The following is a 21,870-nucleotide window of genomic DNA, read 5'->3' on the forward strand; positions in this document are numbered from 1 at the left end:
GAAAGAGCAACGCAAGCGAGCAAAAACTGTGCCGATAGATCATGTGTTTTAGGTGGGAGGTGAGACTGTGGCAACGGAAAGCTTAGGAAATATGATTTATCGCTTAGGGTTTGATGATGGCGGTTTTTCGGCCGGAATAGATAACGTGGCGGAAAAAATGGCGTTGGTTCGAAGTGAATTGAAGGCTTCTGCATCGCAGTTTGGAGAGCTTGGGGACGCATCCGACAAGCTACGCCAAAAACAGGAAGGTTTGTCCAAACTGTATCAGCTGCAAGGTTCAAAAATCGAACAGCTGCGGGCGAAATATGAAGAGCTCGCACGTGAAAAAGGGGAAAACTCACAAGCTGCTTTACAACTGGCCCAGAGGATCAACAATGAAACAGCCATGTATAACCGTCTCGGCCGGCAGTTAAGGACTACGACATTAGAAATTAACACCCAAAATTCTGCATGGACCCGAGCGGGCAGAAGCTTGCAAGAATATGGCGAACGCCTTCAAACCCAAGGCGAACGCCTACAGACGATAGGAAAGGTAGGATTCGCCGGGATTACGGCTCCTATCGGAGTACTCGGGGGTTTGGCCCTTAAATCCGCAGCAGATTTCCAAAAAGCCCAAGGGAAAATCTCATCTTCCTTGAACATGACGAAAGAAGAGGCGCAGGAAGTAGCCAACATATCAAAAGATGTGTGGGTTAGCGGCTTCGGTGAATCACTCGAAGAAGCAAACCAGGGCGTTATTGATGTGAGAAAAAATCTTCAAGGCTTAAAGGGAGAAGAACTTGAACAGGCCACAAAACGGGCTTATGTTCTCAGAGATACTTTTGAATTTGAAATACCTGAAAGTACTCGGGCAGCCAAAGCCTTGATTGATAACTTTGGTGTGGATGCAGGGAAAGCTTTTGATTACATCACCGTTTCTGCACAAAAAGGCGGCGATTATTCAAACGAGCTTTTAGATACGATCTCAGAATACTCAGCCCAGTTCAAATCAGCAGGGCTTTCCATTGACGGCATGTTTAACATTATGATTCAAGGCGCACAAAATGGCGCTTGGAACATGGATAAGGTTGGGGATGCGGTCAAAGAATTTAATATTCGTGCCCAAGATGGATCAAAAACGACTGCCGAAGGCTTTAAAGCTATCGGCCTGGACGCTGACAAGATGGGGACAGCCATCGCCAAAGGTGGAAAAGAAGGAGAACAAGCTTTCATGGCAACCGTGTCCGCCTTAGCGGCCATGAAAGACCCATTAGAAAAGGATCAGGCCGGTGTCGCTCTATTCGGCACGCAATGGGAAGATTTGCGGGGCAAAGTGGTAACCGCGATGAATCCGGCCAAGGATATGCTTGGTGATGTTAAAGGAGCCACAGACAAGGCAGGAAAGGCTTTGAAAGACAACTTTGGTGATCGCGTGGCCCAAGATTTTAGGCTATTGCAGTCTAATTTACTTCCGGTCGGTGAAATTTTACTTGATAAGATCGAACCGGCTTTGCAGGCGGCAGGAAAGACAGTCAAAGACTTTACGAATTGGTTTCAAGGTCTATCACCGGCCATGCAGAACACAATCGTTATCGCAGGATTGGTTGCTGCGGCGTTTCCTCCTGTTGTCATTGCTTTGGGTGCAGTTGTATCAAGCATTAGCACCCTCACTGGTGCCCTGGGCAGAGGTGCCGCAGCATTCGGTCGATACAGAGCAGAAGCAGCTATGACCCAACGTTCAACAGCACAATTAGCGGCCGCGAATACGGCTGCAACTGTCCAAATGAACGCAAGCGGCACTGCATTATCTCGAAATACTCGGGGCCTTCGCGGGTTCAGGGGCGCTGCCGGACTTGCTGGCGGTGCTCTTGCGATGTTTGGCGGTAAATGGGGGTCTGTTCTTGGGATCGCAACAACGTTCGCGCCTGAAATTATAAAGGGCACCAAATCACTCTTTAACTTCCGCGGAGGCGCACGAACAGCAACAGCGGCAACCGAAACTTTGGGCGGCGGTGCAGCTCAAGCAACTGGCAAATTTGCCGGGTTTGGAGCAAAGGCTCTGGGTCTTGTTAAGAGTCTCGGGAGTGTTTCGCGAGTCGCTGGAATTGCTCGGCTTGGTTTTAGCGCTCTGGGCGGCCCCGTTGGGCTTGCAGTTACGGGCGTCAGCCTTTTAGCAGAAGGTGGATACAAGCTATATAACCATATGAAACAAGAACAAATTCCGACGCTAGACAGCTTCGGGAACAAGGTTTCTGAATCCACGACAAAAGCTGTTTTGGGCTACAAAAAATTAAATGATCAAGCAACTGTCCAGCTTAACAAGCTGCAATGGTCAGGTGAAACTGTCTCTAAAAAAACGGCGGACAGTATCGCACAAAACTTTGAACAGATGGGTAGCAAGATCAAAACAAGTATTGAGACAAAAGGAAACCAAAGTTACCAGACCCTTAGTAAATTCCTTTCATCCAGTAAAAGCCTGAGTCAGAGGGAACAAAATGCCATTTTAAACAATGTGAAAAAGAAGCAAAATCAAGAAACCCAGGCTGTCGATAAAGGGCAGAAACAGATCAAAGAAATATTAAACAAGGCCAGCGCAGAAAAACGCCAGCTTACACAAAAAGAACGGACCCAAATCAACAGCATTCAAAAGAAAATGATGAACACGGCTGTTCAAACCATGAGCAAAGGCGAGGTAGAACAAAAGGCCATCATGAGTAAACTAAAAAACGAGTCGAAAAATATTACAGCTCGCCAGGCAGCCGATACAATCAAAAACAGTATCAAAGCCCGTGATGGCGCGGTGAAAGAAGCGAACAAAAAATATGATCAAACTGTGGCAGCAATCGTCCGCGAACGGGATGAGACAGGTTCTATCAGCAAGAAACAAGCAGATAAGTTGATCAAAGAGGCAAAACGGCAGCGCGATGGTTCTGTTAAAAAAGCAGAGGAAATGCACGAAAATGTTGTAAAGCAAGCAGAGAAACAAGCAGGCGGGCATATCAAACAAGTTGACAAAGAAACAGGCGATGTCCTTACTAAATGGGATTCATTTGTTATTGATTTGGCCGGCTTTATCAATAGCGTCACCGGGGGAATTAATAAGGTTCTTGAATTTATGCATATCCCAACCATTCCAGAATGGACACCGAAAGGCTACAATAGCAAAAATGGTAAAAAGCTGAATGGTAAATATGCAAAAGGAACAAATTTTCACCCTGGTGGGGCGGCATTAGTCGGTGAGGAAGGTTGGGAGCTGGCGCATTCACCCGGAATTGGAACGTATGTTGTCGGTATGGGCGGCCCGCAAATCTGGGACCTCCCGCGTGGAACTTCTGTACTTCCTCATGATGAATCTAAAAAGCTAACATCTATGACGCAGATGCCTGGCTATGCCGGCGGTGTCGGCGACTTTTTCAAAAAAGCTGTGGATGGCTCTAAAAAGATGGTCAATGGGGCTTTATCTTTTGGAAAAAGCGTCGCGGATAAAGTCGGGGATGTCAGCGCAACTGCAATGGACTTGCTTACCCACGGCCCAGGTAAATTAATCAAAAAATTGTTTAATGGGCTGATCCCATACAAATCAGGGAAAGGCATTGACTCATTTGGAACCGGCATATTCAAGATCTTAAAAAATGGAGCTGCCGAATTTCTGAAAGGGGTTATGCCGGACCAGGAAACATTCAAAGGAACTGGCGGGACGAAAGCCGTCAACCAATGGGTAACGGAAGCGGTCGGCATCGCGGGCGTGCCTATTTCATGGATTCCTGGGCTAGTTACAATTGCCATGAAGGAGAGCGGCGGGAATCCGAACGCTATCAACCTATGGGATTCTAACGCAAAAGCCGGACACCCAAGTCAGGGCCTAATGCAAACCATCCCGTCCACATTCAACGCCTATAAGTTCCCGGGACATAATAACATCTTAAACCCTATAGACAACATTCTAGCGGCCATTAACTATATCAAGGCGCGTTATGGAGATATATCAAATCATCCGGGTTTAAAATCGATGGCCAGAGGCGGCGGATATGTTGGATATGCTGCGGGCGGAGTATCACCAGGCGCAGGCGGTACAAAACTTGCGGCTTTGAACGAAAGAGGGTATGACGAGCATATCATTACGACGGACCCGAAATATCGCGAAAGAAGTATCGGTATTTGGGCCAGAGCCGGGCAAGAATTAGGTATCCCAGCGCAGACGGTTCCGCAAATGCCGTCCATTGAACCGATCACACAGCGGCAGGATCAACAAATTGCATTGCTAATAGAACAAAACGTTCTTTTAAGAGAAATTGCAGCAAAAGAAGGTAATGTAATCATGAGCGGCAAGAAAGTCGGCAAGGTCTTAACGGCTATCAGTACAAAAGAATTCAATGATAGAAGCTCATTAATTGGAGGGATTTCATGAGGGATTTGGATTTGATCATAGGTGATAAACCCATTAGCGAAATTCTGCCTGGTGTGTCTCTCCTTTCATTCGTCCCTGAATCTCCTGTTTATGAGCGGCAGACCGTTACCTTGAAAAATAGAAACGGTCTGCTCAGTCCATCAAAAAACAGTCCGGGACGTTACAAAGAAAGAAAAATAGCGGCTGAATTTGCTGTCGAAGCCCATAACCCAGAGCAATTCTATTTGTATCGTTCGAATTTATATGCCTTGCTTGTCACTCAAGACCCGTATCATGTGATTCACTCATATGAGCCAAATAAACGATGGCTTGTGACAGCAGATGATGTGTTTTCTATTTCCCAGGATAACGGGAAACTGGCAAACACTTTTTCTGTTACATTTACGGCTATTCAAGGGTTGGCTGAATCTGTTTATGACAGTACCATTCCTGTGAACTTGCAGGGAGAACGATTTAATCTAGGAATGAATATAGGCAAATTCAGCGAGCAGCCTTTTCAGTTTAAAAACAAGAATCGATTCAGCGTATACAATTTTGGGGATGCCACCCTTTCACCTATTGAGCATGATTACAAAGTGCAAATGTACTTTGAAGGCAAAGACATTAAGATCACAAATAAAACAACCGGGGACAGTATAACGCTTTCCGGCAGCCATTCAAAAAAGAATCTTTTGACGGTGGTCAAACAATATATCGTCAAAGGAAGTAATGTCATTTCTACCCGTGGCCGATTCCCGGAACTTGCTCCAGGTGAAAATAAGTTTTCAATTGAAAATGCAGATTATAGTGACCTTCATTTCATTACACGATTTTACTATAAGTAGGGGGCGGTAACAGGTGAATCAAATGTATGTGCAAGATCGGTTTACAGGTCAAAAATATGAAATTGCAGACGTCACCCCGCGTGTAACGGATGGAGTTGACGGGAAAAAGAGTCTGGGTTTCACTCTTGAAAATAGTTTTAGTGATCCATTAGCATTTAATGCGTTGACTGGCCGTAATCTTATCGTTATTGATGAGAGGGTTTTTAAAAATCAAAAATATGTCATTCGTAACGTTCAAATCTCTCAAAATGGGGAATTGCTATCAAAGTCGATCTCGGCTAATCATATTTACGTCTTTTTACTTGGAAAAAATCGTGTTGATGATGTGATAACGGGGGACATTTCCCTTGATAAAGCCTTAAATCATGCCTTGAAAGGCAGCAATTTCACTTATGAAATTATGGCAGATGCCAGAGACATCAAGCCCGTAAAAACTGATAGTTTTGGGGATGCTTTTTCCATTGATCTGATGGACTCTATCGCCTCTAATTACAAGGTTGAATTTGATGTGGATAATAGTCATATCTACGTCTATAAAAAGATGGGCCGTAGAATTAATAAAACCCTTGATACCAGGGCAAATATACAAGGGCTGCAGATTCAAATATCCGAAGATAATACGGCCACACGCGGGCGCGGCTATGGGAAACAAAAAGAAGAAAAAGACATGTTGGGTGACGAATCAATCGGATACGAAGCAAAAACTGGTTCATGGACTTATGATGAGTCATTAAAAGCTGATAAAACATCAAAAATTGGTTCAGCTTTTACTTTCTCTTTTACAGGCACAGGATTCAGGTTTAAAACTCTGACTTCGAAGCTTGGCGGTAAATGGGAATTTGTCATTGATAAAGATACAACGAAGACGATTTCAGTCTATAAAGACAATGATCCGAAAGAGGAAGTCATTGAAGTGGTTAGAGGCCTTGACCATAAAAAACATAATGTGGTTGCGACCTTTAAAAGCAAAGACAGCAAAAACCCAAACACAAAAGGAACTAAAGGTGCTGCGCCGGTTATGTACTTGCTTCGTGGAAATATATTTGAGATTTACAGGGAATTTAAAAATGAAGCCGAAAAATATGTGTTTCCTCCCGTCCTTTTTGTTCATCCGAATGAAAAGGATTTTTTAATTGAAGGGCAGCCGACATGGGCAGAAACCATAAGAGATGAATCGATCACAAAGGCAGAAGATATGAAAGCTCTCTTGAAACAAAAAGTCAATCCGTTTCCGGAGGTCACAGTTGATATTGATTTTGAAGAAATTGAAGTCCCTGAGTTGAAAGGCATAGAAGACAAGATCACAAAAGGAGATACCCTCCACGTCATTGCGGACACGCCTCAAAACGGTATTACATTTGAGGACGATTTGCGCGCGGTGAGTATGGTCTATAATCCGTTGGATGACACCGAAAAGCCAGAAGTCACTTTCTCCAACTTTAAGAAGGACCTAATTGATATTCAACTGGACAGCAGGCGTCGCATCAAAAAACAAGAAAGGTATCTGATCGAGCAAAAAAATCAGATACTGGCCCAAATACAGGCGGCCAAAGCGGAGCTTTTTAATGTAGTGAACTCAACACAGGGCAAAATCCCCGGAAACTTTACGTATACACTGACCTTTAATTCTGGTGTTTGGGCAGTCACGAGCGGTCTGGGGAATGTTTCTGTCAGTTCTACCGGCCTCCTTTTGGAAACGGATGATGATTTTCAAATTAAGTATGTGACATCTGAAAGTTCAACAGTCATGAAACAAAACAATGTTTCGGCCTCTGTTGATTATGAAGGGAGCCAAACAGACAGTTTTACAGTTTCTCTTCTTCAAAACGGAAAACTATTGGATCCATCAAACGCTCCAGAAGGATCAAAAATAACTATTCTGATTGTGGGATACAGTTAAAAGGAAAGTTGGTGAAACGATGTATCAATTAGAGAAGCAGCATAATCCCGTCCCTAATGCCAAGCTCCTTTCACAATTGGATGAAAATGCTTGGATAACGGAAAATGCACTAAACCAAAATGCAAGCAATTTAAAAAAACATAAAAAAGCTAAAAACGCCCATACGTCCGATCAAATAACCCATTTTGACGGTCTGACAGTATCGGATGAGATCGAGAGAGCAAAAAAACGGATAAACAACCTAATTTTAAATGCCGATGGGTCCAATGTTAAAGAGGTCGTCGACCTCCGGGTCAATCATAAAGGTGAGGTTTTCAATACAGCAAATGATCGGCTATTTCATACAGAGAAGAACATCGACGGACTGTATAGGGAGTTAGCAAAAAGGAATTTGATGTTTGAGGAGTATCTCAATTATCAAAAAATTATTTTTTCGGTGCCAGCAAGGGATCATACACGCCCATTCCCTCAGGCGCTTTCAATAAATCAAGATGATGATGAGTTATATATAGCACGACAGGAAAACGGAGGAACCGTCTGTATAATATCAAGATATCAATTGTCTAGTGCCAAATTTAAAGATTCGAAGCAATTTGCAATCACAAATTCTACCTACAACGAGGGGCTTCCTTGGTTCAAGAATTCAAGCGGCGATCTATGCTTTCTCGTTAGACAAAAATTCGAAAACGAGTTGTCTATTTTCAATTATACATCTGGGGAAATTGTACAAACGATGCAAGTTCTTGGTTCGTACAAAACCGGTAATGATATCGACAAAAAATACTTTATTTCTGGTAATTCAACGAATGAGAAGATGGATCGAATATACATTTATGATTTCCAAAGTATAGTTGCGGGTAGTCCGAATTTATTGATGGAAGTCATGGTAAACAACAAAGAAATTATGTTCGAAAAAGTTCAAGGGATTACGTTCCACGAGAACAAAATCATTTTAGGTCAAGGAAAAGGAACCCCGGCGATTACAGTCATTAATTTAGACGGAAGTATCGCTAAATCATATTCATTTTCGAAAGATTCTTTCGCGGACTTAATACAAGAGAATTATGATTTTGACCGCAATAATTATGACTTTGAAAATGAAGGGATCTGTATGTTTAACCATGACGGCTATGTCATTCCGGCTTTGCTACAAGTCACAGTTGAACGGAGCGGGAAAGAAACAATATTTGTGACATTGGCCGGTGCACAAGATGGGATGTTAATATCTACACAGCCCGTGCAGAGGCCGAATATTACTGAAATAACTTATGACAAAGTTGCCTTGCATATGCCGAATAGAAACTTTGTGACAAACGGCGCCTTTGATGTATGGCAGCGCGGAACAAGTTTTACTAACGACGGTGTATTTACAGCCGATAGGTGGCTCGTTAATGCTGTTGGTACAAATGAGAGTGGGATCAATCGGACCGAGAGAGTGAAAAAGCCGATGAGTGCGCCATTCTCAAATAAGTACGGGTTGAGAATAACGAAATTGAAAAATGTTTCGAATATGTCGCGTACTGATCTAATTCAACGGATCGAAAATCCAACTCAGTTTAAAAGCGGCGAAGATTATACTTTAGCTTTATGGGCGAGGACCAATAAATCCTCTCACAGAATGAAACTTCATCTTGATATGACACATGATGGAAAACACGACAATCTTGCAATCCGTTCTTGTCAAGTAACAACCAGGCTCACATTCTTTGTATTGAACATAAAGATGCCTGATATGTCAGCTTATAAATTTAAGGAAGAAGACTACGTTGAAGTTCAAATAGATGTCGACACAACAAACAGTTCTTCCTATGATAGTTTGGCTCCCGGCGAATGGGTAGAATTTTACCTAGTCAAATTAGAAAAAGGAAGGCTTGCTACGCCGTATGTCGCAAGACCGTTGACTGAAGAAATAGCTGAATGCCAGAGATATTATCAGATATACAGCACAAATACCGTTAAGCAAGTTGATCTCAGACCTACAATGCGTAAAGCTCCAAAGATATCGAAAAGACCTGACGGAAATTACGGGTATGATGCGGAGCTGCCTGAAACTCCAACATACTAAAAGAAAGGGAGGTAATACTGTTGGCTATTTATAAAACCGGCTCTTACGCGTTCGATATAAACGCGAAAACAGAAGGGGTTTATCATTCGACTTTTATATTTTCAACGCAAGATATTAATACAGCAAAGTTAATATTTTATTTGCGCAAGGATGGCATCCCTTTGCCACTGTCAGCTGTAACCGGAAAAGTGGTCCTCATTCCTTCAAGCGGCAAGCAAAGAATAAGGGACGTTACGATAGTTGATCCGTTTGAAGGTATCGCAGAGTACGTTTTAGACGAGGACGAAATTAAAATGTATGGCAAATTCAACTGTCAGCTCATTCTGAAATATACGAACGGCCAATCACTCTCTGCTCACAAATTCGGGTTTGAAGTATCGCAAAGTCTTGTGGACCAGAACATGGCACCTCTCGCGGAATATTACGTCGATGATTTCGAATCGTTAAAGGCGTTAATCATAGCGATGTATGACGAAGAAACAGTAATGCTTGACGAGTTAAAAGCGAAGTTCTCGGACCTCGGACGGATTGAGACGAAAGAGGGAGCGCAGGAAAAGGCAGATGCTGCGGAAGCTCATGCAAAGGCCTATACGGATGCACACGCAGCTAAGACGGACAATCCGCACAAGGTAACGAAAGCGCAGGTCGGGTTATCCAACGTTGATAACGTCAAGCAAGCGACGAAAACAGAGTTTGATAGCCACGCTAATAATAAGAGCAACCCTCACGCTGTAACGAAGGCTCAAGTTGGATTGGCTAACGTTGACAACGTAAAACAGGCAGCGAAAACGGATTTTGATGCACATACTGCGGATAATGTGCGCCATATTACCGCTGATGAGCGGACTAAGTGGAATAAGGGGCAACTGTATAAATTGACACAAGATAATGGTGTGCGAATCCTTATTCCTGATGGTACTGATTTATTAACTTTGCCGCCTGGTTTTTATTACGGTATCAATAATAGACTGCTTAATAACCCCGACCCTGATGATGCTGGATGGTTCAATTATGACATTATGGATGGAAACTCTGGAAGAAAAACAATTATAGCCACAGCAAGTTACCACAATAAGATGTGGTTCGCGACCATCCATACAAATGGTGACTTTAGGGGTTGGAAAAGAATATTAACTTCCACTGACTTTGACCCCGCCTGGACTGAAGTTCCTTTAAAAAACGGCGCGAAACATGGGGCTAGAAAAGTTATGTGTGCGGTGGTTGGCGGTTTTCTGTGTTTAAAAGGCGAGATTATCACCAATAGAGGCGTGATTTTTGGGACGCTACCAGCTTCATATAGACCTGACCAGCTCCGCAGTAGACTTGTTCCTATATTCGGTACAACAGGGATGACTAAATTGTATATCGAAACAAACGGAAATATGAGGTTGGAGGGGCAAATCGCTGATAAATCCGAGAACATAACTTCTTATGGTTTGGACGAAATTATTCCCCTGTAGGAGAGATAAGTCATGAAAAACATTTTTAAATATGACAAAGAGACGTTCTTGTTGATTGATAATGATATCATTCAGCCTGATGATCAAGGGAACTATGAAATTCCGGATGGATGGACAGACATTCCATTTGACCCGGGTTTATATCTTCCGAAGTTTTTTCCGGACGAAAAGGTGTGGAAGGAGACGGCTACAAAAGAGTACATTGAAAGCTTGCTGCCTTCGGAGCCTGAAGCGAGTGAAATTGAACTACTAAAAAAGCAAAACGCTTTACTCTCTTATCAATTGGCCCGTCTTCAAAAAGAAGTTGCATCATTGAAAGGTGATGGTTCCTCATGATGTATCCAGACTTTGCGGCTATTAAGCAGTTTTATGATTGGGGTTGTTATGATGATGACTCAATCATGAGAGATTACGTAGAATGGGGTCATATTACCCCGGCAGAATATGAAGAAATAACAGGCCGGAGCTATGACAAACCCGCCGTCTGTGCGGATTTAGGAATGACAAGCGCCCGATAAGGGTGTTTTTATTTTGCCTCTAGGGAGGTGAAAACGATGTGAGAACAGGAGGATTTCAGGACATGACACAACCCAATGATTATGATGTTTTACAAAAAGAAATCGCAGAAATTAAAGCAGATCAAAGAACACAAGATCAGCGGATCACTACTCTCGAAAGAACAACTGACCGTCATGATCAGCAAATCATTTCTATCAATGAAAAGCTGAACAAGATCGAGGAAAACACAACTTGGATCAAGCGCAGCATCACCGGCGCGATTATTACAGCGGTCAGCACCGGCATCATCGGCGGCGCAATCGCTGTTTTTTATAATCTACTGCAGAAATAAGGAGGAAAACACAATATGAAAAACTTTGACAAAGGCACGGTCGTCCGGACGGTGCTTCTTTTTATTGCATTGGTAAACCAGACTTTAATCATGTTCGGAAAAGCAGCTTTGCCTATCAGCGAGGACCAGGTGAATACGCTGGCTGATGCTTTGTATTTGGCCGGTTCCACGGCATTCACCATCATTACGTCTGTGGTCGCTTGGTTCAAAAATAACTATGTCACTGGCAAAGGAAAGCAGCAAAAAGAAGTTCTAAAACAAAAAGGGTTAACGAAATGAGGTTGCCGGCTGGCAGCCTTTTTTATTTAAAACAAAATAGGAGTGGTTCAGATGGTTAAAGTTGTGAAGAATTATGTGAAAGTCAATCAATATACTCGGCCAGGGTTGAAGTTGGCAGGAGTGAAAGGGATTGTCATGCACTGGACGGCTACTCCCGGCGCGTCCGCACTGAATGAGCGGAATTATTTCAATGGCACGTGTATCGCTGATAAACGTTACGCATCAGCACATTATTTTGTTGACCGTAAAGAAGCGCAGCTGATTATCCCTGAAAATGAAGTCGCATACCATGCACATGATCAAAACCGGTGTTATGTCAGCTTTCTAAAACCGAATGCCAACACAAAGTCGATCAGCGTGGAAATGTGTGTCGAAAAAGATGGCAAGATTCACAGCCAAACGATTCAAAATGCTGCTGAACTGGTTGCCGATCTGTGCAAGCGTTACGGCCTTTCTACAAACAAAATTGTCCGCCATTACGATGTGACAAACAAAAACTGTCCGGCGCCGTGGGTGAGCGATTCAAGCCAGCTTACAGCTTTCCGGAAAAAAGTCGATAGCTTGCTTGGAAAGAAGACGGTTTCCAAAACAACACCAGATAAAAAGTCATCATCCTCAAGCAAAAAGCAAACGAGCAAAAAATACACGCTGCCGTCCGGCATCTATAAAGTGAAAAGCCCGCTGATGAAAGGAACGGCTGTCCGTCAGATTCAAGAGGCTTTAGCGGCTGTATATTATTATCCAGACAAAGGTGCCAAAAATAACGGCATAGATGGCTATTACGGGCCGAAAACGGCAAACGCGGTCAAACGGTTCCAACTGATGCACGGGCTGTCTGCCGATGGAATTTACGGTCCTAAAACGAAGGCGAAGCTTGAATCTCTGTTAAAGTAAAGAAAATTTTTTGGCGATATTCAAAATTCTTTTATGCACAATAAAAACCCCCAAATGGGGGTTTTTTTAAATGAAACTGAATATGACGTATATCGCAACTTCAGCTACAAGTAAATAAATCATATACCTTGCATATCTATACACATCATCGTCATCAGCACTTTTTTTACTTTTAAATGTCCATGCAAATAAACCTAAAACGGTTAACGCTAAGATGACTTCAACTATTGTTAATGGAGACATTTTTACCACTTCCCTCGACATTTCCATCCATAGTATCCCAACTCTATTGCAAGAGACGCTGCATTAACTTTCATCCCAGATTTAATCAAAGTTTTGAACATTAATCTTGCGGCTAAATCATACTGCTTAGTTTTGATATATGTAAAGATAGCACCATTTAAAAATTGACGCGCTATATTTCCATAACTACCAATCATTTTGTTTACAACACATTTACCAAAAGATGTTGCACTAGCAACCTGAAAACTAGACTTCTGAAAAGAAGAGTCTGACGCTATTAATTCTTTTAGTTTCAAGGCAGCAGGGTCGCCCTCCAAAACTTTTTTATCAAACAATTCCTTGTTTTTAATAACATATCCCTCATTAGTTAGTTCCCCAACTTCTTCGAAGTAAAACTTTAATATTTCCTCTAATTCCTTTTCTGAATAATCACCAGAATCGGAATAGCTTTTCACCTGGGAATTCGAAAATTCGCTTGCCTGTGAAATTTGAGGTACAACAAAGGTTACTAATAAGACAGCTGTTAGCAATAGGATAAATGGTTTACAGACTCTTTTAGCTATCGTCTCCACTTTTCTCTCTCCCTTTTAATGTATTTGGTATTGTATAGATTACCATAAAATGAGTGGTAACGCCTCTGAATATTGAAAAATAGTAAAAAAGATACATTTTAAAAGCAGGAACTTGAAGCTGGTCAATAATGCTCTGCATGCAAAAATACGTTCTCTTCCTGTAGGAAAAAGAACGAATGTTTGGTATAATTATCATAGGTAAAACAAACCAATGAAGGGGGATACTATGAAAAGAACCGAACAAATATTAGAAGCTATAGACGAATTAACTAAAGAAAAAGGTTTCCCGCCATCTGTTAGGGAAATAGGTGAAAGGGTTGGTTTAAAATCTTCAAGTACAACAAAAGGTCATCTTGACCGGTTGCGTAAAAAGGGGCTTGTTGATTGGGAAGAAGGTAAGCCGAGAACATTGCATTTATTACGTAAAGAAAAAGCCACCATTTAAATTGGTGGCATTGTTGTGCTTTTAAATTTTACTAGGTATCAAACGTATGTTTTGTTATTATTGTTCTGAGGTGATGTAAGTGAATAAATTGTCAAAAGAGCGAAATGAGGAACTTGAAAGAATGATCAACTTAATAAATGAAGTTGTGGAAATTTATGAACAACATCAAGGTGAACCCCAAGAAAAACCGGAAATAACTTGTCCTCAATGTCAAAAAAAATCAACAAATTATATCTGTGATTGGGAAGGCGAAAAACATGTTCATTTCAGTTGTGAATGCGGTTGCTGGGTACGCCAATAAATAGAACAGGCCTCTTGTTACACGGAAGGCCTGTTTTAATTCTTTATTTGAATAAATTTCTAAATAATTTGCCAGTTGCCTTACCAGCGGCACGTCGAGCTATACGTTTTCCTATCGTTCCGTTTTTCACTGCGTTTACATCTCCCAAAATCTTGGCTGACTTATATAAAGCTGATCTGATTTTGTTGATACTCATTTTCCTTCATTCCTTTTTGTATTTGTGGTTTTATTATAGCAAAGATTGTTCATCTTCTTGCCCACATTTTGCCCACAGTGGGGGAAATTTTCGCTTATTTTCACTTGTTTTTTATAGGGTAAAGACGGGCAATGAGAACACCAGAAACCCCTTGTGCTATAAGGGATAGAAGGGGTTAGCAAGGCACTAAAGGGCAACCATAACAGAAATGGGCGGAATGATGTAAGCCCAGCGTCCAAACGTTGATATATCAAGGAAAAGAGGCTCTTTTTAGAGCCTCTTTTTTTAAAAAATCACATAAAAATCACATTTTTTCGGTTTTAAAACTTGTGATACCTTGTAGGAAACATTTCATTTTATTAAATGTTTCTTTCTTCATCTTGTTTGTTATGTGAGTATAAATTTCAATTGTGGCTCTCATATCAGTATGGCCAACTCTCTTCATAATCTCCCCCAGAGTGTTTCATTATTTGACCTAACTCATGGCAGAAGTCTTTCCAGTGCTGCTCCTTGTTTTTAAGAGACTATCGAAAAAAACCACATTACTTAAACAAAACTTAAAGATCCCACACTTGTTAGGCATGTACCTAATTTGAATGTCTAATCTATCAGCAATAACTTTCATATCGACTTGGGAAGGTTCTGCTATGTTTATTTATATATATATGTATTGAACTTCTTCTTCTAATTTTGAAAGGTAGTACATTAAAATCCCCCTGTATAATGAAAACTGATGCTCTCTTTTTGGTGATTTGAAAACCCGATTAAACGGGTTTAAAAGTTTATTTTTTCAAAACTTGAAGCGTTATTGAAGTAACGAAAAGGAGCAGGCATAATGCCTGCTCCTCTATCTTGAAACTAACGAGATTCATTTGAGGATTTAAGGTAACTGATGAACAATGGTGAAATGACAATTACTGTTACAATTAATAATAGTCTGCTAGATATTAAATTTACAAATGTAGTGTTAATAATATATAGGGCTAAAACCATTAAATAAAAAGCCACGTAAACATAAGCATACACTTTTTTGCTGAATGGTTCTTTCATGTAAATGAAAAGAAATAACCCTGCCATTAAAACTAAGAAAGTCATATTTTCCCTCTTTCATTTTTATTGTGGAAAAACCCCAGTTGGAACAGCTGCATATCCGAGTCCAGTAAAACGTATTCTAACACCATGACCTTCATGTTCGTCTTGAATCATTTGACCAAAACCAACTAGTCCGCCTCCGATTACTCCGGAAATTACGCTTGCTAATTGTGTAGGAGGTACGGGTATAACCCTTGATATTAAAGCAAGACCAGAGGTTGCTCCACCGCCTGCTTTAAATGATTGATATAGTGTTCTTGTTTCATTACAGTCAAAATAAAGATTATATCCCCACCAGTAGAGATCATGACCAGATCGACCGCAGCCTTTTTTCGCTACTTTCATTTTATGATTGTTTCCATTCTCCAGTGTCAATACACTACCGTCTTTGTCTAAAATTTTCACACTAAAATCGGAGTTAATGACAGCTTCTTTTTGTTTCACTAAATCGTTCAAGTATTTAATCCAGTCTTGAACTTCGTTGGTGACAGAACGTGAAATATCTAGTTTAGTATAAGATGGATCTAAGGTAAGAGTTCCATCTGCGTTTAATTTAAGATAAGCTTCTAATTTCTTTACATCATTCATACTCACCTTTACATTCTTAAATTCTTCGCTGTTCAGTTTTTGATCGGGTGCAGAATTTCCTTTATATGCTCCAGTAGTTTCAGTATGTAGTTTTTCGTTGTCAGTTAGTTCTGACGCTGATACTATATTGAAAATACAGGTGAAACCAATATTAATGTCAGTACCATAACAAATGTCTTAAAACCATTGTGCTTCTTTTCTTTCACGATAATGCCACCCTTCTTATTATAGATCAACCTCATTTTACTTGAAAAACAAGGTAATTTGCGGCATGATGTGTATAACAGTAAAAAAGAACCATCTAAAATCTTGTGCGTAATGAAATTATACTAGGTGTGATTAATTAGAATATGGAGGGCTAATTTAAGAAGGAAAAAAACGATTAAGATGAAGGATGTTATGATGTAACTATGTTGATCTTTGGATTATAGGTCTTACTTTATTTCTCTAAAAACAGCATCCTCAAATTTAATTAAATTGGTGTCTCCTTCCACAATATGAATAACCTTACGGATATGATTTATGTAATGAATTTTTCCTTCTATGTTAATAGTCTCTCCTGATTCTGCTCTATTTAAAAAGGGCAGCGGTTTAAATACAGAGAACAGAACTGTTAAATTAAATTCCATTGCTTCACATATTATCTTATCCATGTCTTCTATTTGAACCATGTCAAGAACCGGCCTTTTAACCTTGTTCCGATTGCTTTCTAATTCGCGGAGCAGGCTGAGGTGTTCCGACAGCATCATAGCTGTTCATTTGATTGATCCCCGATCTTTCAAGTTGTCATCTTTCATGGTGTTTATCTCCTTGAGTTTCAATCGTGAATTAATGGAAACAGTGTTTTAGCTATTTTGGTTACAAAATCGGTCACGGTTTCGGAATTTGAAGGTGTATGCGGCATGATGTAAGCCCAGCGTCAAAAACGGCTGATATATCAAGGAAAAGAGCATCTTTTTATTTAACTTGCGATGACATATAAATACCCTTTTATCCATGGAATAATTTCCTTTTGGGGGATTATGGTATAATTAGCATCTGAATTTTTAACAGAAAGGTTAAACAATTGATGTCGCACAACAAACTAATGTTTTTGCTTTATCATTTTCATCTATTATTCACCTGCATGGTACAATAGTGGACCCTGCGGCTAGCTGGAAGCCTTGGCTGGTGAACATTGCATTCATTTTATTGGTTCTTCTATTTTTAAATCTCACTATAAAAGAAAATCAACAGAACAAGTAGCGGCATGCCCTTCTCAAAGAGAAGGGCATATATTTTATATTATGAACATCGGTAAGAGTAGCCTTAATAAACGTCACTCTAATTCTGCATCTGAATATCGGAGCTTGCTATTGCCCGTAATCTCTTTCAACGGCCAGTGCGTCAGCAAATGGCATTAAAACCGCAAGACCTAAATTTGATTCTTTGTGAAAAATGGGGGATTTTAAAAAGATGGTCAAAAAAATTGTAAATGGATTCAATTCATTTTCACTACTGGGGACAATCTTTTTTATCGGCAGTTATTTTACGTACAAATTTAATGGCGTGGAGCTGGTCGGGTTCCTGTACTTAGGTATTATTTTTTTGACAGCTCTGATCGCAACCACCGTAATGTTAATCAGGCTAAAAAGAAAAGGAATCAATAAAGATAAACAGGCTTAATGCATGCTTTATACTTATTTTAGCTTCTCTCCGCTAGTGTAACCTTTTCCAATCCATAATATAGATCTCTTAAAAGCATCACATGTCCAGTACATCAAATGTAATCTCCTGTTCATACTAATATCGGGAGGTACATCGACTTATGTTGAAAATTTGGATGACTGGACTTTTACTATTAGCGCAGCCCGCGGGGCATTCTGACAGCTTAACGATCACTCAGCAAGGGAAGAAAGTGGCCGTTGTGAACCGCGAAGATTTTACAATGCCGCTTCCCGGAACACCGATGATTGATGATAAAAAATACAACGAATTCGTTGACAGGCTTGAACGGAAAGTACACAAGGATCCTGTCAACGCCGTGATCAACGATCAGGGAAGGATCGTTCCCGGCAAGGTTGGCTACAGCCTTTCCCGGAAGGGGTTTAAGGAGCAGTTTTACGCGTATTTTTATGGGGATGGCCCGTCCACAATAGAAGTGCCTGAATTGAATGTTTACCCGAAAGTTGACAGCGAACTGCTTTCCCATATCCGGACACAGCGGATCGGCCAGTATGTGACGTACTTTAATTCCGGGAATAAAAGCAGGACGCACAATATTTCTCTCGCGGCAAAGGCAATCGACAATCATGTTGTTTTTCCTAATGAGACGTTTTCATTTAACAAAGTTGTCGGAATGAGGACGCCGGACAAGGGATATATGAAGGCTCCCGTGATTGTGAGAGGCGAATTGTCTGAAGGAGTGGGCGGAGGCATTTGCCAGGTTTCGTCGACATTGTTTAATGCTGTTGACCGGGCAGGACTCGAAATCGTCCAGCGCTATTCCCACAGCCGGCGTGTCCCTTATGTTCCGCCGGGGCGCGACGCGACGGTCAGCTGGGGCGGACCTGATTTGCGCTTTCAAAACAAATATAACCAGCCGGTCTTGATCCGGGCGAAACGGCACGGGGGAACGATGGTTGTGACGCTTTATTCTTCTGATGTGGTCAATCATCAGCTGCGAAAAGTCCCGAAGGCTCCGGCCCAAATTCCAAAAGAAGAGCATCAAAGCGGGGATCACTAAAGGCGAATGTTCATCTGGCGCTGCACTTGTTCACACAATGTACAATAAAATCCTTTTGCCTGTATGATAGGATGAATCAAGGACATCTTTAAATTTCAGACAAGAGGAGATGATCGAGTGACATGGCTTTTTGTAACCTTTTTGGTGATCTTCAGTCTTTTTAAAATATTGGTCACTTGCCTTCCGAGCGGTGTCGTAGAGTGGCTGACCGGCAAATTTCAAGTTCATGTGAAGCTTGAGGAATCGAATGTTCAAGTGACATTCGGCGGAAAACGTTTAGAGGGATCTGACAAGAGTCGATTTATTCAAAACTTTAATGAAGCGGTATTTATGGAGCGGTACTACATATACCCGGGAGATGAGCCGCTGTATGTCAATCCGAAAAACGCCGGGACACCGTTTGTGATCGAAACAACTAAAGGAAAAAACGCTGTGAAGCTGTTTGTATACAGATACGATGATCATATAGACGTCGTTAAACAATATAAGAAAAAGACGGCCGCTTATTGTCTGCGTTCTGACAGTCTGCAAACATGCGGGGGGATGAAAACGGCGGATTTGATTTAAAAAGCAGGAAAAACCTGCTTTTTTATTATGATATGAAATAGAGCCTGACAGCGCCGTAACCGATCAAAAATAACCAGGCAGCGATTCTTTCTTTTTGACGTGCTGTACGGCTGTCCATTTCACCATCGCCTTTCTTCATTTTATTAGCAATAAAATCCTTGTATTGCATATTATTCTAAATTAAAATGAGGTTGATAAAAAGTCTTGCACAGGGAGAAACGCCATGACCATACATATTCAACAGCTTGAAGCCCCTCTGAATCGTGAGTTTGTTGATGAACTGATCAATTTGTGGAATGATAATACGTTGGAAACGGCTGATTGTGCATTAGATGATCAAGATAGAGAAATGATACACCAGCAGCTGGAACAATATGTTCAATCCGCATACGGAGCGGTTTTTGCCGTCGTGAATGAGAAGCAAGAAGCGGTCGGATACGGGCTGGCCTCTATTAAGAAAGATTTGGTCAGCGATTGTCTGAGCGGGCAAATCGATGAAGTGTACATAGCCCCGGACTATCGAAGAAATAAGCTGGGGAAGCTTGTTGCAGACCGTATGATGGATTGGTTTGAACAACATCAAGTCTCTCACGTTCAAGTATCGGTCGATATCGATAATCAATCGGCGCTGCATTTTTGGGAAGGCATCGGCTTCAGCAGTGATTTTTATCTTCTGACAAATTAGTTTTTTGAATCAAGTGGGAGCGGCCTTCGTTGTCATGCCCGGCCGCCTAGCTAAAAAGCCCCTTTTAAGGGGCTTTTTTGATGAGCTCAGGAGAATTATGATGCGGTGAATTGACGAGAGGCGCGACTTCATACGCTTCCATCTCTTTTGACGCATATGGTTTTAAAAGGCTTTCTAAGTATGCAAGGTTTTGATTCTTCGGATTCAGCCATTCTTTTTCAGCCTGGCGATCAAGAATGACGGGCATGCGGTCATGAATGTCTTTCATTAAATCGTTGGGCGTTGTCGTAATGATTGTGCATGTATAGACGGGCTTGCCGCCTGCAGGCTGCCACTTCTCCCAAAGCCCAGCAAATGAAAACAGTCGATTTGTTTTGAGCTTGATCCTCATCGGCCGCTTTGTCTTTGCATCGGTCCGCTTCCACTCATAAAAACTGTCTGCCGGAATGAGGCACCTTTGTCTGATCAGCGGCTTTCGAAAGCTCGGCTTCTCCGCCAAAGTCTCAGCGCGCGCATTGATCATTTTATAACCGATTTTCTCATCCTTTGACCACGGCGGAATCAATCCCCACCGCAGCCGCCCTAGCCGGTTATGCGAACCGTCGTTGATGACGGCGAGAATATACTGGGAAGGCGCGATGTTATAACTGGGGCTGTAATCTTCAATCGCCATTTGATCAATCTCGAAACGGTCAATAATCTCATCAAATTCAGAAAACAGCGTAAACCTGCCGCACATCTTAGGTCACCTTTTTTTGTTTATTGAAAGTTTGAGGCTTTTATATATAAATGGCCAACAAGGCCGCTGAAACAGCCATGATAAAGCAGTCATCGCCCGTCATGGCCACGCCGTTTTTGATGAATACACTGCAGGTCCAGTTGAGTGCCGATCCTTCCGCGGTCCGGTCAATCAGTTTTTTACCCGCTGTGTAAACACATGCTTTAAATAAAGAAAACGAAATGGAACATAAAATAAAGAGCAAAATAAACTTTACCATCAACACCAGCATTGCCTTTTCACCCCGGCATATTTTGTAAGCTCCACCTTCATTTTACCAATAAATTCATCTGTTAAAACCTCTTTCTTGTTTTATTATATTGACCGAATGGTCAGCAATCGTTGCAATTTATACTAACCGATTGGTCAATAACGAAAAGGAATGATGGTCAATGCCTTTACAGCTTTATGAAAAAGAGCAAATACTCGATGCCTGTTTGGAGGTTTTTGCCCGGCATGGCTATGCAAAGACTTCGACCGGAATGCTGGCGGAAGCGGCCGGCATTTCAAAGGCGCTGATTTTTCATCATTTTAAAAGCAAAAAAGATCTGTACTTAACTGTGCTCGATTATTGTATTGAGAAGGTAAAGTCGCGCCTTTCCCTTGATGACCTGGCGTCTTATGATGATTTCTTTGAAGCGAAAGAAAAAATAAGCATGGCTAAGCTTGAGTTTTTCGCGGATTATTCAAATGTATACAAGCTCACGAAAGATGCCTTTTATTCACCGCCTTCCGAATTAAAAAAAGAAATCGCTGCAAAGTATGGGGAGCAATTTGCCGTTAGAAATCGTATTCTAAAACAGCTTTTTGCGAAAGTTCCGTTGAGGGAAGGAGTGGATCGTGAAGAGGCGTTCGAACTTATCATGGTCATGATGGGGCATTTTGAACAAAAGTTTCTAGCGGAAGTAACGGCTGAGGACGATTTTGATCCAGCCTGGAGCAGACGTCTTCTTGAAGAACGAAAACGGTTTTTGGATATGATTCGTTTCGGCATTGAAGGCGAATAAAAAGGGGGATTC

21 protein-coding genes are annotated in these 21,870 nt (G+C 41.5%); 16 read left to right on the forward strand and 5 right to left on the reverse strand.

Annotation, left to right across the window (positions count from 1 at the left end; genetic code table 11):
- Positions 1 to 67 precede the first annotated feature (67 nt).
- From H7F26_RS09540 to H7F26_RS09585, 10 genes are all read left to right on the forward strand, one after another.
- Entirely contained in the window at positions 68 to 4,387 is a 4,320-nt protein-coding gene (locus H7F26_RS09540) for a phage tail tape measure protein (RefSeq protein WP_185855267.1), read from the forward strand.
- Complete coding sequence (locus H7F26_RS09545; RefSeq protein ID WP_069500278.1) at positions 4,384 to 5,211, forward strand: phage tail domain-containing protein; 828 nt, start codon at positions 4,384 to 4,386, stop codon at positions 5,209 to 5,211. The genes H7F26_RS09540 and H7F26_RS09545 overlap by 4 nt, the downstream gene beginning before the upstream one ends.
- Positions 5,212 to 5,233: 22 nt before the next feature.
- On the forward strand, positions 5,234 to 7,111 hold the full coding sequence (locus tag H7F26_RS09550) for a phage tail protein (protein ID WP_231133643.1): 1,878 nt from the start codon (positions 5,234 to 5,236) through the stop codon (positions 7,109 to 7,111).
- A 19-nt stretch (positions 7,112 to 7,130) separates the two neighbouring features.
- Positions 7,131 to 9,176 (forward strand): hypothetical protein, encoded by a 2,046-nt coding sequence (locus H7F26_RS21935; RefSeq protein WP_260627246.1) that lies wholly within the window; start codon positions 7,131 to 7,133, stop codon positions 9,174 to 9,176.
- A gap of 20 nt (positions 9,177 to 9,196) precedes the next feature.
- Positions 9,197 to 10,636, forward strand: coding sequence for a BppU family phage baseplate upper protein (locus tag H7F26_RS09560; RefSeq protein WP_185855268.1), 1,440 nt, complete (start codon positions 9,197 to 9,199; stop codon positions 10,634 to 10,636).
- 12 nt (positions 10,637 to 10,648) lie between these two features.
- Complete coding sequence (locus tag H7F26_RS09565) at positions 10,649 to 10,972, forward strand: hypothetical protein (RefSeq protein ID WP_009329196.1); 324 nt, start codon at positions 10,649 to 10,651, stop codon at positions 10,970 to 10,972.
- The gene (locus H7F26_RS09570; RefSeq protein WP_009329195.1) at positions 10,969 to 11,154 is read left to right on the forward strand and encodes an XkdX family protein; all 186 of its coding nucleotides are present in this window, start codon (positions 10,969 to 10,971) and stop codon (positions 11,152 to 11,154) included. The genes H7F26_RS09565 and H7F26_RS09570 overlap by 4 nt, the downstream gene beginning before the upstream one ends.
- A 62-nt stretch (positions 11,155 to 11,216) precedes the next feature.
- Complete coding sequence (locus tag H7F26_RS09575; protein WP_069500916.1) at positions 11,217 to 11,486, forward strand: hemolysin XhlA family protein; 270 nt, start codon at positions 11,217 to 11,219, stop codon at positions 11,484 to 11,486.
- 15 nt (positions 11,487 to 11,501) lie between these two features.
- Complete coding sequence (locus H7F26_RS09580) at positions 11,502 to 11,765, forward strand: phage holin (RefSeq protein ID WP_145628628.1); 264 nt, start codon at positions 11,502 to 11,504, stop codon at positions 11,763 to 11,765.
- A gap of 51 nt (positions 11,766 to 11,816) precedes the next feature.
- Complete coding sequence (locus H7F26_RS09585) at positions 11,817 to 12,659, forward strand: peptidoglycan recognition protein family protein (protein ID WP_073461337.1); 843 nt, start codon at positions 11,817 to 11,819, stop codon at positions 12,657 to 12,659.
- 245 nt (positions 12,660 to 12,904) lie between these two features.
- Here the strand turns inward: H7F26_RS09585 and H7F26_RS09590 are convergent, their stop codons facing one another.
- Positions 12,905 to 13,474: a hypothetical protein gene (locus H7F26_RS09590; protein ID WP_073461338.1), complete on the reverse strand. Its 570-nt coding sequence runs from the start codon at positions 13,472 to 13,474 to the stop codon at positions 12,905 to 12,907.
- A gap of 226 nt (positions 13,475 to 13,700) precedes the next feature.
- Between H7F26_RS09590 and H7F26_RS09595 the strand changes: the two genes are divergently transcribed.
- Positions 13,701 to 13,919, forward strand: coding sequence for a LexA family protein (locus H7F26_RS09595; RefSeq protein ID WP_073461339.1), 219 nt, complete (start codon positions 13,701 to 13,703; stop codon positions 13,917 to 13,919).
- A gap of 79 nt (positions 13,920 to 13,998) precedes the next feature.
- Entirely contained in the window at positions 13,999 to 14,220 is a 222-nt protein-coding gene (locus H7F26_RS09600; RefSeq protein ID WP_043054128.1) for a hypothetical protein, read from the forward strand.
- Positions 14,221 to 15,529: 1,309 nt separating this feature from the next.
- On the opposite strand, the gene H7F26_RS09605 is transcribed toward H7F26_RS09600, so the two are convergent.
- Both H7F26_RS09605 and H7F26_RS09610 read right to left on the reverse strand, forming a co-directional pair.
- Positions 15,530 to 16,096: a hypothetical protein gene (locus tag H7F26_RS09605; protein WP_016886468.1), complete on the reverse strand. Its 567-nt coding sequence runs from the start codon at positions 16,094 to 16,096 to the stop codon at positions 15,530 to 15,532.
- A 434-nt stretch (positions 16,097 to 16,530) separates the two neighbouring features.
- Positions 16,531 to 16,845, reverse strand: a complete 315-nt coding sequence (locus H7F26_RS09610; RefSeq protein ID WP_061565917.1) for a YolD-like family protein — start codon at positions 16,843 to 16,845, stop codon at positions 16,531 to 16,533.
- A 1,058-nt stretch (positions 16,846 to 17,903) separates the two neighbouring features.
- Between H7F26_RS09610 and H7F26_RS09615 the strand changes: the two genes are divergently transcribed.
- From H7F26_RS09615 to H7F26_RS09625, 3 genes are all read left to right on the forward strand, one after another.
- A complete protein-coding gene (locus H7F26_RS09615) occupies positions 17,904 to 18,821 on the forward strand; it encodes a VanW family protein (RefSeq protein WP_003179378.1) in 918 nt (305 codons plus the stop codon).
- 117 nt (positions 18,822 to 18,938) lie between these two features.
- On the forward strand, positions 18,939 to 19,388 hold the full coding sequence (locus H7F26_RS09620) for a YfmQ family protein (RefSeq protein ID WP_003179380.1): 450 nt from the start codon (positions 18,939 to 18,941) through the stop codon (positions 19,386 to 19,388).
- Between the two features lie 223 nt (positions 19,389 to 19,611).
- Entirely contained in the window at positions 19,612 to 20,073 is a 462-nt protein-coding gene (locus H7F26_RS09625) for a GNAT family N-acetyltransferase (protein ID WP_003179383.1), read from the forward strand.
- A gap of 64 nt (positions 20,074 to 20,137) precedes the next feature.
- Here the strand turns inward: H7F26_RS09625 and H7F26_RS09630 are convergent, their stop codons facing one another.
- Together H7F26_RS09630 and H7F26_RS09635 are read right to left on the reverse strand one after the other, a co-directional pair.
- Complete coding sequence (locus H7F26_RS09630; RefSeq protein WP_011197592.1) at positions 20,138 to 20,812, reverse strand: SOS response-associated peptidase; 675 nt, start codon at positions 20,810 to 20,812, stop codon at positions 20,138 to 20,140.
- A gap of 40 nt (positions 20,813 to 20,852) precedes the next feature.
- Positions 20,853 to 21,083 carry a hypothetical protein gene (locus tag H7F26_RS09635; RefSeq protein WP_003179386.1) on the reverse strand — a complete coding sequence of 77 codons (231 nt, stop codon included), beginning with the start codon at positions 21,081 to 21,083 and terminating at the stop codon, positions 20,853 to 20,855.
- 160 nt (positions 21,084 to 21,243) lie between these two features.
- On the opposite strand from H7F26_RS09635, the gene H7F26_RS09640 reads away from it, so the two are divergent.
- Positions 21,244 to 21,858, forward strand: coding sequence for a TetR/AcrR family transcriptional regulator (locus tag H7F26_RS09640; RefSeq protein WP_011197593.1), 615 nt, complete (start codon positions 21,244 to 21,246; stop codon positions 21,856 to 21,858).
- Positions 21,859 to 21,870 lie beyond the last annotated feature (12 nt).

The organism is Bacillus sp. PAMC28748, from assembly GCF_014250415.1.
GTDB classification, from domain to species: Bacteria; Bacillota; Bacilli; order Bacillales; family Bacillaceae; genus Bacillus; species Bacillus licheniformis.

Coding starts and splice junctions, on each gene's coding strand:
- H7F26_RS09545 (WP_069500278.1), top strand. CDS start 4,384: ATGAGGGATTTGGATTTGATCATAGGTGATAAACCCATTAGCGAAATT.
- H7F26_RS09550 (WP_231133643.1), top strand. CDS start 5,234: ATGTATGTGCAAGATCGGTTTACAGGTCAAAAATATGAAATTGCAGAC.
- H7F26_RS21935 (WP_260627246.1), top strand. CDS start 7,131: ATGTATCAATTAGAGAAGCAGCATAATCCCGTCCCTAATGCCAAGCTC.
- H7F26_RS09565 (WP_009329196.1), top strand. CDS start 10,649: ATGAAAAACATTTTTAAATATGACAAAGAGACGTTCTTGTTGATTGAT.
- H7F26_RS09570 (WP_009329195.1), top strand. CDS start 10,969: ATGATGTATCCAGACTTTGCGGCTATTAAGCAGTTTTATGATTGGGGT.
- H7F26_RS09575 (WP_069500916.1), top strand. CDS start 11,217: ATGACACAACCCAATGATTATGATGTTTTACAAAAAGAAATCGCAGAA.
- H7F26_RS09580 (WP_145628628.1), top strand. CDS start 11,502: ATGAAAAACTTTGACAAAGGCACGGTCGTCCGGACGGTGCTTCTTTTT.
- H7F26_RS09585 (WP_073461337.1), top strand. CDS start 11,817: ATGGTTAAAGTTGTGAAGAATTATGTGAAAGTCAATCAATATACTCGG.
- H7F26_RS09595 (WP_073461339.1), top strand. CDS start 13,701: ATGAAAAGAACCGAACAAATATTAGAAGCTATAGACGAATTAACTAAA.
- H7F26_RS09605 (WP_016886468.1), bottom strand. CDS start 16,096: ATGAATGATGTAAAGAAATTAGAAGCTTATCTTAAATTAAACGCAGAT.
- H7F26_RS09610 (WP_061565917.1), bottom strand. CDS start 16,845: ATGATGCTGTCGGAACACCTCAGCCTGCTCCGCGAATTAGAAAGCAAT.
- H7F26_RS09615 (WP_003179378.1), top strand. CDS start 17,904: ATGTTGAAAATTTGGATGACTGGACTTTTACTATTAGCGCAGCCCGCG.
- H7F26_RS09625 (WP_003179383.1), top strand. CDS start 19,612: ATGACCATACATATTCAACAGCTTGAAGCCCCTCTGAATCGTGAGTTT.
- H7F26_RS09630 (WP_011197592.1), bottom strand. CDS start 20,812: ATGTGCGGCAGGTTTACGCTGTTTTCTGAATTTGATGAGATTATTGAC.
- H7F26_RS09635 (WP_003179386.1), bottom strand. CDS start 21,083: ATGCTGGTGTTGATGGTAAAGTTTATTTTGCTCTTTATTTTATGTTCC.
- H7F26_RS09640 (WP_011197593.1), top strand. CDS start 21,244: ATGCCTTTACAGCTTTATGAAAAAGAGCAAATACTCGATGCCTGTTTG.